At 66.2% G+C, this 15,044-nt stretch carries 14 protein-coding genes; 8 read left to right on the plus strand and 6 right to left on the minus strand.

The genetic code is table 11. The annotated features are described in order from the left end of the window. Nucleotides 1-10 precede the first annotated feature (10 nt). From crcB to BLT03_RS01650, 3 genes are all read left to right on the plus strand, one after another. Nucleotides 11-391 (plus strand): fluoride efflux transporter CrcB, encoded by a 381-nt coding sequence (gene crcB, locus BLT03_RS01640; RefSeq protein WP_092739641.1) that lies wholly within the window; start codon nucleotides 11-13, stop codon nucleotides 389-391. Nucleotides 392-454: 63 nt separating this feature from the next. Continuing rightward, on the plus strand, nucleotides 455-1,318 hold the full coding sequence (locus BLT03_RS01645) for an LOG family protein (protein WP_092739643.1): 864 nt from the start codon (nucleotides 455-457) through the stop codon (nucleotides 1,316-1,318). A gap of 132 nt (nucleotides 1,319-1,450) precedes the next feature. Next, nucleotides 1,451-2,335, plus strand: coding sequence for a hypothetical protein (locus tag BLT03_RS01650; protein ID WP_175537627.1), 885 nt, complete (start codon nucleotides 1,451-1,453; stop codon nucleotides 2,333-2,335). Between the two features lie 37 nt (nucleotides 2,336-2,372). On the opposite strand, the gene BLT03_RS01655 is transcribed toward BLT03_RS01650, so the two are convergent. The 5 genes from BLT03_RS01655 to pncB form a co-directional block, all read right to left on the minus strand. Further along, entirely contained in the window at nucleotides 2,373-3,560 is a 1,188-nt protein-coding gene (locus tag BLT03_RS01655; protein ID WP_092739647.1) for an MFS transporter, read from the minus strand. A gap of 1 nt (nucleotide 3,561) precedes the next feature. Continuing rightward, nucleotides 3,562-4,992 carry a DNA recombination protein RmuC gene (locus tag BLT03_RS01660; RefSeq protein ID WP_092739649.1) on the minus strand — a complete coding sequence of 477 codons (1,431 nt, stop codon included), beginning with the start codon at nucleotides 4,990-4,992 and terminating at the stop codon, nucleotides 3,562-3,564. A gap of 138 nt (nucleotides 4,993-5,130) precedes the next feature. Then, on the minus strand, nucleotides 5,131-6,117 hold the full coding sequence (locus tag BLT03_RS01665; protein WP_092739651.1) for a 2-hydroxyacid dehydrogenase: 987 nt from the start codon (nucleotides 6,115-6,117) through the stop codon (nucleotides 5,131-5,133). A 13-nt stretch (nucleotides 6,118-6,130) separates the two neighbouring features. Beyond that, nucleotides 6,131-7,540 (minus strand): sodium:proton antiporter, encoded by a 1,410-nt coding sequence (locus tag BLT03_RS01670; protein ID WP_092739653.1) that lies wholly within the window; start codon nucleotides 7,538-7,540, stop codon nucleotides 6,131-6,133. Between the two features lie 94 nt (nucleotides 7,541-7,634). After that, complete coding sequence (gene pncB / locus BLT03_RS01675) at nucleotides 7,635-8,846, minus strand: nicotinate phosphoribosyltransferase (RefSeq protein ID WP_092740061.1); 1,212 nt, start codon at nucleotides 8,844-8,846, stop codon at nucleotides 7,635-7,637. Nucleotides 8,847-9,135: 289 nt separating this feature from the next. Between pncB and ggt the strand changes: the two genes are divergently transcribed. Then, nucleotides 9,136-11,145: a gamma-glutamyltransferase gene (gene ggt, locus BLT03_RS01680; RefSeq protein WP_092739655.1), complete on the plus strand. Its 2,010-nt coding sequence runs from the start codon at nucleotides 9,136-9,138 to the stop codon at nucleotides 11,143-11,145. Between the two features lie 90 nt (nucleotides 11,146-11,235). On the opposite strand, the gene BLT03_RS01685 is transcribed toward ggt, so the two are convergent. After that, complete coding sequence (locus BLT03_RS01685) at nucleotides 11,236-11,703, minus strand: acyl-CoA thioesterase (protein ID WP_092739657.1); 468 nt, start codon at nucleotides 11,701-11,703, stop codon at nucleotides 11,236-11,238. A 224-nt stretch (nucleotides 11,704-11,927) separates the two neighbouring features. Between BLT03_RS01685 and BLT03_RS01690 the strand changes: the two genes are divergently transcribed. The 4 genes from BLT03_RS01690 (at nucleotide 11,928) to BLT03_RS01705 (ending at nucleotide 15,044) form a co-directional block, all read left to right on the plus strand. After that, entirely contained in the window at nucleotides 11,928-12,488 is a 561-nt protein-coding gene (locus BLT03_RS01690; RefSeq protein ID WP_092739659.1) for a phasin family protein, read from the plus strand. Between the two features lie 128 nt (nucleotides 12,489-12,616). After that, a complete protein-coding gene (locus BLT03_RS01695; protein ID WP_175537628.1) occupies nucleotides 12,617-13,009 on the plus strand; it encodes a nuclear transport factor 2 family protein in 393 nt (130 codons plus the stop codon). 114 nt (nucleotides 13,010-13,123) lie between these two features. Further along, the gene (locus tag BLT03_RS01700) at nucleotides 13,124-14,173 is read left to right on the plus strand and encodes an extracellular solute-binding protein (RefSeq protein WP_092739663.1); all 1,050 of its coding nucleotides are present in this window, start codon (nucleotides 13,124-13,126) and stop codon (nucleotides 14,171-14,173) included. Nucleotides 14,174-14,285: 112 nt separating this feature from the next. After that, the gene (locus tag BLT03_RS01705; RefSeq protein WP_092739665.1) at nucleotides 14,286-15,044 is read left to right on the plus strand and encodes a 3-hydroxyacyl-CoA dehydrogenase; all 759 of its coding nucleotides are present in this window, start codon (nucleotides 14,286-14,288) and stop codon (nucleotides 15,042-15,044) included.

Below are 15,044 nucleotides of genomic sequence, written 5' to 3' on the forward strand. Positions count from 1 at the left end.
CTTTGCGGCAATGCTGCTCAACGTCGCCGTCATCTGCCTGGCCGCCTGCCTGGGCGCCCTATTGCGCTGGGGCTTTGCGCTGTGGCTCAACCCCGGCGGCATGCTGCCCTGGGGCACGCTGGCCGTGAACCTCATCGGCGGCTACCTGATCGGCATCGCCATCGCCGTCTTCACCCAACGGCCGGACATCGACCCGGCCTGGCGGCTGCTCATCATCACCGGGTTCCTCGGCACCCTGACCACCTTCTCCAGCTTTTCCGCGGAAGTCGTCACCATGCTCATGCAGCAGCGCTACGGCATTGCATTGGCCACGCTGCTGCTGCATGTGGGCGGCTCCTTCGCCCTCACCTTCGCCGGTGTGCGCACTGCGCTCTGGTGGGCCGCCCGCTGACCCATTCCTTCTAGGCGGCCCGGCCATGGGCGCCTCTTCTTTTCCCCCACCCCCTTCGAACCCATGGATTCCAACACTGAACTCAACGACAGCCGCCTCGCCAATGCCTGGGCCGAACTGAACAACCACGCCGTGAACGGCAATCCTCTGCACGCCGATGCCTACCGGCTGGCCTTCGCAGACCCCGAGTTCCTGCTGCGTCGCGAAACGCGAGGCATCCGCTTCCAGCTGGAAATGCTCAAGCCCGATCTCGGCCAGACGGCGCAAGGCATCGAGAACACGGTCGTGGTGTACGGCAGCGCACGCTTCATCGCCCCTGACGAGGCCGAGCAGCAACTGGCCGATGCCGAAGCCAGCGGCGATGAAAGCCGCATCGCCCGCGCCAAGCTGGCCGTGCGCAACGCCCGGTACTACGACCTGGCCCGGCAGTTCGCCCGGGTGGTCGCCGAGCACAGCGAGCAGCAGCCCCCCGCCGACCGCATCTACGTGTGCACCGGCGGCGGCCCCGGCATCATGGAAGCGGCCAACCGCGGCGCGCACGATGTCGGTGCGCTCAACGTGGGCCTGAACATCGCCCTGCCTCACGAGCAAAGCGGCAACCGGTTCATCTCGCCCTCGCTCAGCTACAAGTTCCATTACTTCGCGCTGCGCAAGATGCACTTCATGATGCGCGCCAAAGCCCTCGTCGCCTTCCCCGGCGGCTTCGGTACGCTGGACGAACTGTTCGAAGTGCTCACCCTGGTGCAGACCGGCAAGGCCAAGCCCGTGCCGATCGTGCTGTTCGGCACCGACTTCTGGAAAAAGCTCGTCAACTTCGATGCGCTCGTGGAACAAGGCACCATCTCGGCCGCCGACCTGAACCTGTTCCATTACACGGACGATCCGCAAGAGGCTTGGAACATCATCAAGGCGTTCTACAAGCTTTGATCGCGGCGGGAGGCGCGGGAACATGGCGCGCACGGCCGTTGTTTCGCACAACGGGCTGGGGCATCGCATGGCCGCGGCGGCGTGGCGGTGCAGTCCGAACAATGGGGAGGTCGGCGTTTTTCCCCATTCATCATGCCCCGCATCAACACTCCCAATCCTACGGCCCAAGCCACGCCCAGTTCATCGCAACACACGGAGGCAGAGTCCTCCACTGCACGTCGGCGCCCCAGCGCAAGGCACCCTTCTCCGGAAGGCCTGCCGCAACGCGCGGGCGCGCAGGCTGACGCGCAGCAAGCTGCGCAACCGGGACGCGCCCGCGCCGGACTGCAGGCCTTGCGGCAGACAGCGCAAGCAGCGGTCGATGGCGGCACGGGAATCGCTCGCGCCGGGGCGCGCCTCGGCGCGGCCGCCGGCGCCGCGTTCCTGGCAGATCCGCTCCGGTCCACGGGGGTCAGCATGCTGGTGGGCGGCAGCAGTTACGCCGTGGTCAACCACCAGCTCGACAACCATTTGGAAACCGTGAGAGGAGCGATGATCGCTTCCACGGGCTACGGATTGATGGCTGCAAGCCAGTTCATTGCGGTGCTGCCTGGCGCCGTCCAAGCCGTCGCGGAAGGCGTTCAAGCCGTGCCCGGGGCCATCCGCGCCGTGCCGGGGGCCCTGCGTGCCGTGGCAGACGCCTTCCAGGCGGTGGCGGAAGCCGCGGCAGCGGAGGGACGTACACCTCAGATCTCCCAGGAACTGGCGATTACTGCCATCAATCACGTGATGGTTTTTGGCGAGCCCGATCCGACCGACCCAGACGACCTCTCACAGGAAGTGGGACGCCACGCCCCGCAGATCGTCGATCACCTGACAGACCTGCGAGCGGGCTCCGCATCAGAGGCGGTCCATGCCGCCGTACTGGCATCGAACGGGAACTCGGCGCAGTTGGTACGCAACCTTCACGCCCTGGTGACCGCCGATCCCCCCGTACTGTCAAACCGCCCCAACTCGCAGGGGGCCAGAACCAACTAGCAGACGAGGGATGGTTCGGATTCCAGCGACTGCATGGTCAATGGGGCACTACGGACTGCGCACCATCCACTCCCAGGCGCGCGGCAATCCGGGCACCGCCGCCGACCACCGCTCCCACCACCCAGAAGAGCCCTGCCACACCGATCAACGCTCCCGCCGAGCCGAACAGCACGGGCATCAGCACGCTCGACCCGTTGATGGCCATCAGGCGCAGGCCGAGCGCTTCGCCGTGGCGGTTGGAGGGTGTGATCTGGTGCAGCATGCTCATGATCATCGGCTGCACCGAGCCGAGCGCGAACCCCAGCAGCACCGAGCACGCGCCCAGTGCCCAGGCGTTGGGCAGCAGCGGATACGCGGCGAACAGCACGGCGGTGACCACCATGGCCCAGGTCACCACCACGGCCTCGCGCAGGTGCGCCGCCACCAGAGGCATGAGCACGCGGATCAGGGCCGCCGCGATGGCGAACGCGCCCAGGATGGTGCCGATCACCGAGGCCGACAGGCCGCGCTCGTGGCCCAGCAGCGGCACCACGAAGGTGTGCACGTCCCAGCACGACGACAGCAGCCAGTTGACGATGAGCAGGCGCCGAAATCCGGGTTCGCCCAACAGGTCCCACGCGCGCGGACGCGCGCCGCCGGCGGCTGCGATCACGGGGGGCAGTTCCACCGTGGCACGCACCCAGAACCAGGTCGCGATGGGGAGCACCGCCATCAGCGCGAAGGCGGCGCGATACCCCTCGGTGCTGCCGGCGACGGGCCCGGCATGGTCGATCAGCATGCCGGCACAGAAAGGCCCGACGAAGTTGGAAACGGCCGGCCCGATGGCCAGCCAGCTGAACACCTGACGCAATTGCGTGGAGTCGTGTGCCGCCCGGCCCACGTGGCGCTGCAGCGCGATGGTGGCGGCGCCGGTCGCCCCGCCCGTCATGAGCGCGGCCAGGCACAGCATGGGAAACGCCGGCCAGACCAGTGCGCCCGCGGCCCCCACCGCCGCCACCACGACCGCATAGCCCACCGGGCGCTTGAGTCCGTGGCGGTCGGCGTAACGCCCGGCCGGCAGCGCCAGAAACACCTGCGTGAGCGCGAACAGCGCCAGCAAAATGCCGACCGCCGCAGCGCTGTAGCCCTCTCGCAAGGCGAGCAGCGGCGCTGCGAGCCGCATTCCGGCCATGCAGGCATGGATGAAGATCTGGCCTGCGATCAGGCGGGCGAGCGCGGCGTTCATTTCATGCGGCCTCGTCTTCGTCCGGAGTTCGATCAGCCTCCGTGCCGCCCGCTACCTTCAGGGGCGTGGCGACCGGTGCAGGCAAGGCCTGCACGTCGCTCAGCCGGCGCTGGATGGCACGCGTGCGCACGCCGACCTCGTCGAACCGCTTGGCGGCCGCATCGATCGATTTGCGGGTCGCCTCGACCACCTCGCCGAACTTGCCGAACTCGGTCTTCACCGCGCCAAGCAGGCCCCAGACCTCGGACGACCGCTTTTCGATGGCCAGCGTCTTGAAGCCCATCTGCAGGCTGCTGAGCATGGCAGCCAGGTTGGCAGGGCCCGTGATCATCACGCGGCAGTCGTTCTGCAGGGCCTCGACCAGCCCCGGCCGACGGATCACCTCGGCAAACAATCCTTCGGTGGGCAGGTACATCACCGCGAAATCGGTGGTGTGCGGCGGAGACACGTATTTGGCGAAGATCTTGCGCGCCTCCAGCTTGATGGAGGCCTCGAACGCATTGCCGGCCGACAGCACCGCAACCTTGTCGGCCGCATCGTGCGCGTCCAGCAGGCGCTGGTATTGCTCCACAGGGTATTTGGAATCGATGGGCAGCCACACCGGCTGCTCGTCGCCGCGCCCGGGCAGGCGGATGGCGAACTCCACCAGGGCATCGCTGCCGGGCACCACCTTCACGTTGCGGGCGAACTGGTCCACCGTCAGCACGTTGTCGATGATGGCGCCCAGCTGCATTTCGCCCCAGGTGCCACGCGTCTTCACGTTGGTCATCACGCGTTTGAGGTCGCCCACGCTGCCGGCCAGGGTCTGCATTTCGCCCAGGCCCTTGTGCACCTGCTCCAGCCGGTCGCTCACCAGCTTGAAGGACTCGCCCAGGCGCTGCTCCAGCGTGGCGTGGAGCTTTTCGTCCACCGTGCGTCGCATTTCCTCCAGCTTGGCCGCGTTGTCGGCCTGGATGGCGGACAGGCGCTCGTTCAGCACGCCGCGCAGAGCCTCGCCGGTCTGGGTCAGTTCGGCGCGAAAGGCGCCCAGCGCCTGCACCAGTTCCTGGCGTGCCGTGGCGGCATCGGTCTGGCCGAGCGCCAGGCGCTGCTCCAGCTTGCCTTCGAAGGCGGCAAAGGCCGCGAGGAGTTCGGCGCGCCCGCTGCGGGATTCATGCACCGCCTGCGCCAGCCGTTCGTCCACGGCCTGGCGCACGTTCTCCAGCGTGCCTTGCATGGTCTGGGTGAAGCCGCGCAACTGCTGGGCCATGCCGTCCAGGGCGCCGTCGTTCTTGGCCACCGCCAACTGCGTGGCCTGGGCCGTGGCCTCCAGCCGCTGCAGGCGCATCAGCCATTCGGGGGGTAGCTCAGCGCGCGGACTTCGCAGCAACAGCGCCCCCAGCATCAACACGACGATCACCAGCAAACCCAGCACAACCAGCACAACCAGCATTTCCAAAACCCTGCACTCCTCTTTTGCTATCTATTCAATAGCACCACAAGCATATAAGACGGCGGTGGAAGGCATATTCACCTCAAACCCTGCCTCAAAGCACCGCACTACTTCACACCGCCGCCATCGACACTCCCGTCATGGCCGGCGCTCGTCCGGCGTGTTCACCGGCGTCAGCGGGCCCCGCCCGTCGAAGAACGCGATCAGGTTGTCCGCCGCCAGGTTGGCCATGGCCAGCCGGGTCGGGACGGTAGCGCTGGCGATGTGCGGGGTCAGCACCACGTTGGGCACGGCGAGCAGGTCGGGGTGCACCCGCGGCTCGCCCTCGAACACATCCAGGCCGGCGGCGGCGATGCGCCGCTCGCGCAGCGCAGCCGCCAGAGCCGCGTCGTCCACGATGCCGCCGCGCGCAATGTTGATCAGCGTGGCGGTCGGTTTCATCTGCGCCAGTTCGGCGGCCCCGATGGCGTGGTGCGATGCGGCCGTGTAGGGCAGCACCAGCACCAGGTGGTCGGCCGTGCGCAGCAGCTCGTCCTTGTCCACGTAGCGGGCGCCGCATTCGCTCTCCAGCGCAGGCGACAGGCGCGAACGGTTGTGATAGATCACCTTCATGCCGAACCCGTGCGCGCCGCGCCGCGCGATGCCCTGCCCGATGCGGCCCATGCCCAGGATGCCCAGCGTGCTGCCATGCACCTCGGCGCCAGCGAACATGTCGTAGCTCCACTTCGTCCACTGTCCGGCGCGCAGATAGTGTTCGCTCTCGGTCATGCGGCGTGCGGTGGCCATGAGCAGCGCAAAGCCGAAGTCCGCCGTGGTCTCGGTGAGGACGTCGGGCGTGTTGGTGCCCTGCACGCCGGCTGCCGTGAGCGCATCCACGTCGAAGTTGTTGTATCCCACCGCCATGTTGGCCACGATGCGAAGCCGCGGGCAGCGCGCCAGCAGTTCGGCATCGATGCGCTGGCTGCCGGTGGTCAGCGCGCCGTCCTTGTCCTGCAGACGCTCGGCCAGTTCTGCGGGCGACCAGACCACGTCATCCGGATTGGCCTGCACGTCAAAGTGCTGCGACAGCCGCTCGACCACCTCGGGAAAGATGGCGCGGGCAACGAGGATGCGGGGCTTGGACATGGAACGGAACCTCTCAGACAAACCAGATGAAGGTGATGGCGATGAACAGCGGCACCAGGATGCCGACCGACCACAGCATGTAGCCGAAGAAGCTGGGCATCTTCACGCCGCGTTCTTCGGCAATGGCCTTGACCATGAGGTTCGGCGCATTGCCGATGTAGGTGCAGGCGCCCATGAAAACCGCCCCCGCCGAAATGGCGGCCAGCGTGGGTGCGAGCGTGGTCATCAGCACGGCCGGATCGCCGCCGGCAGTGTTGAAGAACACGAGATAGGTCGGCGCGTTGTCAAGGAACGCGCTCAAGAAACCGGTGGCCCAGAAATACATCGCCGGATCAGGCGAACCATCGGCCCGGGTGACCGCGCTCACCACCGCGCCGAACGGCCCCTGCGTGCCAGCCTTGAGCATGGCGATCACGGGAATGATGGTCAGGAAGATGCCGGCGAACAGCTTGGCCACCTCCTGCATCGGGCCCCAGCTGAACTGGTTGTCGGCATGCACCTGGCGCGGCGTGAGCCACAGCGACGCGGCGATCACGGCCAGCAACCCGAGGTCGCGCATCAGGCCCGGCAGGCCCACAGGCGTTCCGGCGATGTTCCACGCCACCGGCGACTTCCAGAAACCGCTGAGCAGCACGAGCGCGATGACCACGCCCAGCAGCGCGAAATTGGCTTTGCCGTCGAAGCCGATCGACCGCGAATCCGGCGTGGGATCGACGGGCAGCCGTTCTTCGCGGTGGTGGTAGTACCAGCGATCGAGCAGATAGAAGATCGCCAGCAGGCAGCCGATGAGGAACAGCGTTTCTTGGTAAATGTGGCCCACGGTCCAGAAGAAATCCACGCCCTTCAGAAAGCCGAGGAACAGCGGCGGATCGCCCAGCGGCGTGAGCGAGCCCCCGGCGTTGGACACGATGAAGATGAAGAACACCACGACATGCGCCACGTGCTTGCGGTTGTCGTTGGCGCGCACGAGCGGCCGGATGAGCAGCATCGACGCCCCGGTCGTGCCCATGAAGCTCGCCAACACCGCACCGATGGCCAAGATGGCCGTGTTCAGCCCCGGGCTGCCATGCAGGTTGCCGCGCACATGGATACCGCCCGCCACGGTGAACAGTGCCGCCAGCAGGATAACGAAGGGAAGGTACTCGGCCAGCAGCGCATGGACCAGGTTGACCCCGGCGGCCCCCACCCCGAAGACCGCTGCGAACGGCACCAGAAACGCCAGCGCCCAGGCCGCCGCGACCTTGCCGAAGTGGTGGTGCCAGAAAGCGGGCGCCAACAGCGGCATCAGCGCGATCGACAGCAAGATGCCCGCGAACGGCACGCCCCATAACATTGACAACGCGCTGCCGTCGATCTCTGCGGCCTGAGCGAGGGCAGGCAGCAGGCCGGCGGCGATCAGAAATACCCAGCGGGAAATGGCCATGGTGTCAAAAGTCTCCGTCGTACGTTGTTATCGAATGGTCGTTGCGGGCAAGCCCGGCACCGAGCGCGGCGGGGATGGCCCCTGGCCGCGACCGTCATTGCGGCGCCGGAATCTCGAACACCTGGCGCAGATACGCCAGGTATTTTTCGTCATCGCACATGCCCTTACCGGGCGTGTCGGACAGCTTGGCGACGGGCTGACCGTTGCAGCGCGTCATCTTGATCACGACCTGCAGCGGCTCGCACCCCAGGTCGTTGGTCAGGTTGGTGCCGATGCCGAACGCCAGCTGGCACCGGCCACGGAACTGCTGGTACAGCTCGATGGTGCGCGGCACCGTCAGCGCATCGCTGAAGATCAGCGTCTTCGTCAGCGGATCGACCCGGTTGCGGCGGTAATGGTCGAGCAGGCGCTCGCCCCATGCGAACGGGTCGCCGCTGTCGTGGCGGGCGCCGTCGAACAGCTTGCAGAAATACATATCGAAGTCGCGCAGAAAGGCGCTCATGCCGTACACGTCCGACAGTGCGATGCCCAGGTCGCCGCGGTACTCCTTGGCCCACATCTCGAAGCCGAAGATCTGGCTGTCGCGCAGGCGCGGACCCAGGGCCTGGCAGGCCTGCAGATACTCGTGCGCCATGGTGCCCAGCGGCGTCACGCCCAGCTTCATGGCATAGAGCACATTGCTGGTGCCGGCGAACTGCCCCGGTCCCGAGGGCGCGCCCGGCGCACGCCGGTCTCCGGTGCCCAGGCGGGCGCAGAGCACGCGCAGCACCTCTTCGTGCCAGGCACGGCTGAAGCGCCGGCGGGTGCCGTAGTCGGCGATCTTGAGGTCGCCCAGCCCATCGGCCTGCAGCAGCGCGATCTTGGCGTCGAGCCGGCGGCGGCCTTCGGGAAAGTCGGGCACCTTCTGCGTATTGCGAAAGTACACCTCGTTCACGATGGCCAGCACGGGCACTTCGAACAGGATGGTGTGCAGCCACGGCCCGGTGATCGTGATGTCGATCTCGCCCGAGGGCAGCGGGCTCACGGTGATGTACTTATCGTTGAGTTTGAAGAGCCCGAGAAAGTCCACGAAGTCGCTCTTGATGAAGCGCATGGACCGCAGGTAGGCCAGCTCGGCATCCTGGAAATGCAGGCTGCACAGCGACCGGATTTCTTCGCGGATCTCGTTGACGAAAGGCACCAGTTGCACGCCGGGGTTGCGGCAGCGGAAGCGGTATTCCACCTGCGCGCCGGGAAACTGGTGCAGCACCACCTGCATCATGGTGAACTTGTAGAGGTCGGTGTCGAGCAGGCTGGTGATGATCATGGTGAAAGCGGCCGCGGCGGGCCGGCTGGGCATCTGCGGTGAACGGCAGCGGCGCACCGTCGAGCGACATTGTGTCACCAAGGGCGCCCCATCGCAGAGCGTGCCGCTGGTCCGGTTCTTGCACTGCGCATCGGCCGCCGCGACCACGGCACGGGCCGCGTCCACCTCGCTCCATCGCGCACATGTCGCACGATGGAATGTGGCTGGGCAGCCAGCGCCCTGCAAGGGCGTATGCTCAACGCGCCGCAGAGACGACGGCACCTCCCTCTTCAAAAACAAAGGTATTTCAATGCGCCATTCCCGCCCGCCCAACACCGCCTCCCACACGCGCCCTGTGTGGCGCTACACCGCCACGCTCACGGCGGCCCTGCTGGTCCTCGCGGGCTGCGGCGGCGGTGGCGGCAGCGGTAGCGGCGTGGGCCCCGGCCAGGACTCGGCCTGCGCGGTGGTCAGCGACGGCGGCTCGGTCACGGTCGGCTCCGGGCTGCCCGGCGATCCGGCAGCACCCGAGCCCGCATCCGGCTACAAGGTCGGCAAGACCGCGGTCTATGCCAAGCAGTACATGGTGAGCACGGCCAACCCGCTGGCTTCGCGCGCTGGCTGCGAAGTGCTGCGCCAGGGCGGCTCCGCGGTCGATGCGGCCGTGGCGGTGCAGATGGTGCTCGGGCTGGTCGAGCCGCAGTCTTCGGGACTGGGCGGCGGTGCCTTCATGCTGCACTACGACGCAGCGGCGAAGAAAGTGCAGGCCTACGACGGCCGCGAAACCGCGCCTGCTGCGGCCACGGAAAACTACTTGCGCTGGGTGAGCGACAGCGACCGCACGCTGCCCCAGCCCGGCGGCGCGCGCGCCAGCGGCCGCTCCATCGGCACGCCCGGTGCGGTGCGCATGCTGGAGATGGCCTACCAGGACCACGGCAAGCTCAAGTGGAGCGAACTGTTCCAGCCCGCCGTCAAGCTGGCATCGGACGGCTTTCAGATCAGCGGCCGCATGGCCAGCGCCATTGCCGGCGCCACGTCGGGCCTGTCGCGCGATCCTGAAGCAGTCGCCTATTTCTTCAATGCCGACGGCACGCCCAAGGGCCTGGGCACGCTGATCAAGAACCCCGCCTACGCCACCACGCTGAACACCATCGCTGGCGGCGGCGCCGACGCGTTCTACACCGGCCCGGTCGCGCAAGGCATCGTGAACAAGATCAAGGCCACCAGCGGCGGCACGCCGACCGTGGCGATCACGCCTGGCCTGACCGAACTGAGCGATCTGGCCAACTACCGCGCCAAGCGCCGCGACCCGGTCTGCACGACCTACCGCGACTACTGGGTGTGCGGCATGTCGCCACCGTCCTCCGGCGGCATTGCCGTGGCTTCGGCGCTCGGCATTCTGGAAAACTTCAACCTCGCCACCTACAAGCCCACGGCCATCGACATCGAAGGCGGCAAGCCCTCGGTGATGGGCGTGCATCTGGTGAGCGAGGCAGAGCGCCTGGCCTATGCCGACCGCGACAAGTACATCGCCGACACCGACTTCGTGTCGCTGCCCGGCGGCTCGCCCGCGGCCATGCTGGACAAGACCTACCTGCGCAACCGCGCAGGCCTGATCAGCATGACCAAGAGCATGGGCACGGCCGTGGCCGGCGACCTGAGCAACAAGCCCGCCGGCGTGAGCCTGATCGACGAGAAGGGCACGACGCACTTCACCATCGTGGACAAGCAGGGCAACGCCGTGGTGATGACCACCACGGTGGAGGCCGGCATGGGCTCGTTCCACATGACGCAGGGCTTTTTGCTGAACAACCAGCTGACCGACTTCTCCGCCACGCCGACCGACAGCACCGGCGCCGTGGTGGCGAACCGCGTGGAAGCCGGCAAGCGGCCACGCAGCTCGATGGCACCCACGCTGGTGTTCAAGAAGGCGGCCGATGGCAGCATGGGCGACTTCCTGATGGGCACCGGCTCGCCAGGCGGCGGCACCATCATCCAGTACGTGGTGAAGACGGTGGTCGGCGCGCTCGACTGGGGCCTGGATGCACAGCAGGCGACTTCGCTGGTGGACTTCGGCGCCAGCAACAGCCCCACGACATCGCTGGGCGGAGAGCACCCTGCCATCAACAGCAGCAACGGCGGCAACAACGACCCGCTGATCACCGGCCTGCGCGCACTGGGCCACACCGTGTCGACCTCGGCGCAGTCGAGCGGCACCAGCACCATCATCCGCGTGCAGCGCAACGGCGAAAGCGTGTTGCAGGGCGGCGCCGACCCACGCCGTGAAGGCGTGGTGCTGGGCGACACCTACAAGCCCTGACCGTGCCGGGCGGCCCCGCCGAGGGGCTGCTCCGTTCGCCAAACAAAAAGCACCGGCCGCGAAAGCGCCGGTGCTTTTTTCATGGCTCGCTCAACCGTGGGGAATGCGCAGAGGTTCGAGCGCGTCCTTCAGCCGCTGCGGCAGCGGTCGGGGCCGACGGTCTTCACGGCCGACATACACATGCACGAAGTGCCCGCCGGCCGCTGACTCGGGCGCACCCTGGGCGAACAGCCCGACTTCATAGCGCACGCTGGAGTTTCCGAGGTGCGCCACCCGAATGCCGGCTTCGACCGTCTGGGGAAATGCCAGCGGCGCGAAATAATGGCATTGGGTTTCCACCACCAGGCCGATCGTCTCGCCCGCATGGATATCCAGCGCGCCCTGCTCGATCAAATAGGCGTTGACCGCGGTATCGAACCAGCTGTAATAAATCACATTATTCACGTGGCCGTAGGCATCGTTATCCGCCCAGCGGGTGGTAATCGTGCGGAACACGGAATAGGCCGAGCGCGGCTCACGCATGCGGCGAGGCGGTGCTGAAGAAGTCGAGGCATTCATGGCGGCAAATTCTGCCAGCGGGGCTTTTGGTTTGATGTGCCTCATGCGACGGTCGTTTTTGGTTATCCACTCTAATCATGTTGCAACGCAGCAAAATCGCTTGATTCCTGTTCTCAACGGCCTAGAATCCAGGCCATGCTGCACTGCAACATGACTTCCAGGTCACGACAGCGCAGATGTCTCAACCACCCGTCCCTCGAGGACCCATTGATAGGAGATACACAATGTCGCTGACCCCAGAACAAGTCCTTGCATCGCACAAAGCCCACCTGGAAACCCTCTTCGGCCTGACCAACAAGGCATTCGAAGGCATGGAAAAGCTGGTCGAGCTGAACGTGACGGCCTCCCGCGCCGCACTGGCTGAAGTCGCCACGCACACCCAAGCCGTGCTGAGCGTCAAGGATGCGCAAGAACTGCTGTCCCTGCAGTCCAGCCTGTTCCAGCCCCTGGCTGAAAAGACCGCTGCCTACAACCGCCACCTGTACGACATCGCATCGAGCACCAGCGCCGAATTCGGCCGCACGTTCGAAGCTCAGGCCTCCGAAGCACAGCGCAACTTCAGCAACCTGGTGGACACCGCCGCCAAGAACGCTCCCGCCGGTTCCGAAACCAGCGTGGCCGTGTTCAAGAGCGCCGTCTCTGCCGCGAACAACGCTTTCGAATCCGTGCAAAAAGCAGTGAAGCAAGCCAGCGACGTCGCTGAAGCCAACTTCAACGCCGTGGCCAACACCGCCGCCAACGCCGCTGCCAAGTCGGCCGCCGCCGTGCAACAGCGCAAGCGCTAAAAAGTTGTCTCCTTGGATCTCTCGAAACGGCGTTTCAGGGATCCAATTCAAAGCCCGGTTTCGACCGGGCTTTTTTTTGCCCGAGGTTTTCCACCCGGCTTTGCGGGTACCGCTCCATGCACTCTCCGATGCCAACCACCGACAACGTCTTCCTGCTGCTCCAAGCCCTCGAAGTCGAGCTGCACACCCCGGCCGTGCGCGGCGATGCGGCCAGGTTGGGTGCTCTCCTGCACGATGACTTTCGCGAGTTCGGTCGATCGGGCGGTGTCCATACCAAGGCCGACGTCCTGTCGCAGCTACCGCAGGAAGCGCAGCCGGCCACCCTGTTCGCCGACCGCTTCGAGATCGCATTGTTGGGCGAGGCCGCCGCCCTGCTCACCTACCGCTCGGCGCAGCGGCTTGCCGAGGGCACCTTCGACCGCTGGACGCTGCGCACCTCGGTCTGGGAGCGCTCGGCGCCGGGCTGGCAGATGCGCTTTCACCAGGGAACGCCCACCGCACCGTTCGATCCCGAAGAGTGAACGACGAAGGCTGAAGGCAGCGTCGATAGACCTGCGATTCCTCAGGCCATGTTTAAGAATCATTCTCGTTGGGCCTATCATCGCCCGGTTTCCACATTCAAAGAGACCGCATCCATGTCGAAGTCCATGAAAGCCGTTTTGGCGGCCTGCCTTTTCGCCGCTGCCGGCGCCGCGTCCGCCCAGGACCAGGTCGTCAACCTGTACTCCGCCCGCCACTACGCCACCGATGAAGCGCTGTACACCGGCTTCACCAAGGCCACGGGCATCAAGGTGAACCGTGTGGACGCCGACGACGCCGGCATCATGGCCCGGCTGAAGGCCGAGGGCACGGCCTCTCCCGCCGATGTGATTTTGCTGGTGGACGCCGCGCGCCTGTACCGCGGCGAGGTCGATGGCCTGTTCCTGCCGATTCGCTCCAAGGTGCTGGAAGACACCATTCCGTCCAACCTGCGCGCCAAACCCGCGGCCGATGGCGGCATTGCGTGGTTCGGCCTCTCCACCCGCGCCCGCGTGATCGTCTACAACAAGGACAAGGTCAGCAAGGACGACGTGGACACCTACGAAGAGCTGGGCGACCCCAAGAACAAGGGCAAGATCTGCATCCGCTCGGGCTCGCACCCCTACAACCTGAGCCTGTTCGGCGCCGTGACCGAGCACCTGGGCGAGCAGAAGGCCGAGGCCTGGCTCAAGGGCGTGGCCGGCAATCTGGCGCGTCCTCCGAAGGGCGGCGACACCGACCAGATCAAGGCCGTGGCGTCGGGCGAGTGCGATATCGCCGTGACCAACAGCTATTACCTCGCCCGCATCATGCGTTCGGAAAAGCCTGAGGACAAAGCCATTGCCAGCAAGGTGTCGGTGGTGTTCCCCAACCAGCAATCGTGGGGCACGCACATGAACATCGCCGGTGGCGCCGTGGCGCGCAACACCAAGAACCAGGCCAACGCGGTCAAGTTCCTGGAGTACCTGGCCAGCCCCGAAGCGCAGAACTACTTCGCCAACGGCAACAACGAATGGCCAGCCGCCAAGGGCGTGGACCCAGGCAATCCAGCCCTCAAAGCCATGACGGACGGCAAGCCTTTCAAGAGCGAAACCATCCCGATCAGCGCCGTGGGCGAGCACATGACGAAGGTGCAGCAGATGCTGGACCGCGTGAACTTCCAGTAAGCCGCACGCAGCGCTTCCCCCGCAAAAAGCCCGGTCCGCCGGGCTTTTTCGCGTCCGCCGCTTCGGCCATAATTGACGTTTACGTTAACGTCATATCGAGGAGACATTTCCCATGGACATCCAAGGCAAGGTATTCATCGTCACCGGCGGCGCGTCGGGGCTGGGCGAAGGCACGGCACGCAAGCTGGCCGCGCAAGGCGGCAAGGTCGTGATCGCCGACATGCAGGCCGACAAAGGCGAGGCCGTCGCCCGCGACATCGGCGGCGCCTTCGTGAAGTGCGACGTGAGCCAGGAAGCCGATGGCCAGGCCGTGGTGGCGAAGGCCGTGTCCCTGGGCAAGCTGATGGGCCTCGTCAACTGCGCGGGCATCGCCCCCGCCGAGAAGACCGTGGGCAAGAACGGCGCGCATGCCCTGCCCCTGTTCACCAAAGCCATCACGGTGAACCTGATCGGCAGCTTCAACATGATCCGCCTGGCGGCCGAAGCCATGGCCAAGAACGAACCCGAATCCACCGGCGAACGCGGCGTGATGATTTCCACCGCCAGTGTGGCGGCCTACGACGGGCAGATCGGCCAGGCAGCCTATGCCGCGTCGAAGGGCGGCATCGTGGGCATGACGCTGCCGATCGCACGCGACCTGGCGCGCAACGGCATTCGCAACATGACGATCGCTCCCGGCATCTTCGGCACGCCCATGCTGTTCGGCATGCCGCAGGAAGTTCAGGACGCGTTGGCGGCCGGCGTTCCGTTCCCCAGCCGCCTGGGCACGCCCGAGGATTACGCGCGGCTGGTGCAGCACATCTTCGAGAACGACATGCTCAACGGCGAAGTCATTCGCCTGGACGGCGCGATCCGCCTGGCACCTCGCTGA

The sequence above is a fragment of the Paracidovorax valerianellae genome, from assembly GCF_900102625.1.
GTDB lineage: Bacteria > Pseudomonadota > Gammaproteobacteria > Burkholderiales > Burkholderiaceae_C > Paracidovorax > Paracidovorax valerianellae.

Excerpts from the sequence above, each read along its gene's own strand:
- pncB (WP_092740061.1), bottom strand. The coding sequence starts at position 8,846 with ATGATCATCACCAGCCTGCTCGACACCGACCTCTACAAGTTCACCATG.
- BLT03_RS01650 (WP_175537627.1), top strand. The coding sequence starts at position 1,451 with ATGCCCCGCATCAACACTCCCAATCCTACGGCCCAAGCCACGCCCAGT.
- ggt (WP_092739655.1), top strand. The coding sequence starts at position 9,136 with ATGCGCCATTCCCGCCCGCCCAACACCGCCTCCCACACGCGCCCTGTG.
- BLT03_RS01700 (WP_092739663.1), top strand. The coding sequence starts at position 13,124 with ATGTCGAAGTCCATGAAAGCCGTTTTGGCGGCCTGCCTTTTCGCCGCT.
- BLT03_RS01655 (WP_092739647.1), bottom strand. The coding sequence starts at position 3,560 with ATGAACGCCGCGCTCGCCCGCCTGATCGCAGGCCAGATCTTCATCCAT.
- BLT03_RS01690 (WP_092739659.1), top strand. The coding sequence starts at position 11,928 with ATGTCGCTGACCCCAGAACAAGTCCTTGCATCGCACAAAGCCCACCTG.
- BLT03_RS01645 (WP_092739643.1), top strand. The coding sequence starts at position 455 with ATGGATTCCAACACTGAACTCAACGACAGCCGCCTCGCCAATGCCTGG.
- BLT03_RS01670 (WP_092739653.1), bottom strand. The coding sequence starts at position 7,540 with ATGGCCATTTCCCGCTGGGTATTTCTGATCGCCGCCGGCCTGCTGCCT.
- BLT03_RS01705 (WP_092739665.1), top strand. The coding sequence starts at position 14,286 with ATGGACATCCAAGGCAAGGTATTCATCGTCACCGGCGGCGCGTCGGGG.
- BLT03_RS01685 (WP_092739657.1), bottom strand. The coding sequence starts at position 11,703 with ATGAATGCCTCGACTTCTTCAGCACCGCCTCGCCGCATGCGTGAGCCG.
- BLT03_RS01660 (WP_092739649.1), bottom strand. The coding sequence starts at position 4,992 with ATGCTGGTTGTGCTGGTTGTGCTGGGTTTGCTGGTGATCGTCGTGTTG.
- BLT03_RS01695 (WP_175537628.1), top strand. The coding sequence starts at position 12,617 with ATGCCAACCACCGACAACGTCTTCCTGCTGCTCCAAGCCCTCGAAGTC.
- crcB (WP_092739641.1), top strand. The coding sequence starts at position 11 with ATGCTGCTCAACGTCGCCGTCATCTGCCTGGCCGCCTGCCTGGGCGCC.
- BLT03_RS01665 (WP_092739651.1), bottom strand. The coding sequence starts at position 6,117 with ATGTCCAAGCCCCGCATCCTCGTTGCCCGCGCCATCTTTCCCGAGGTG.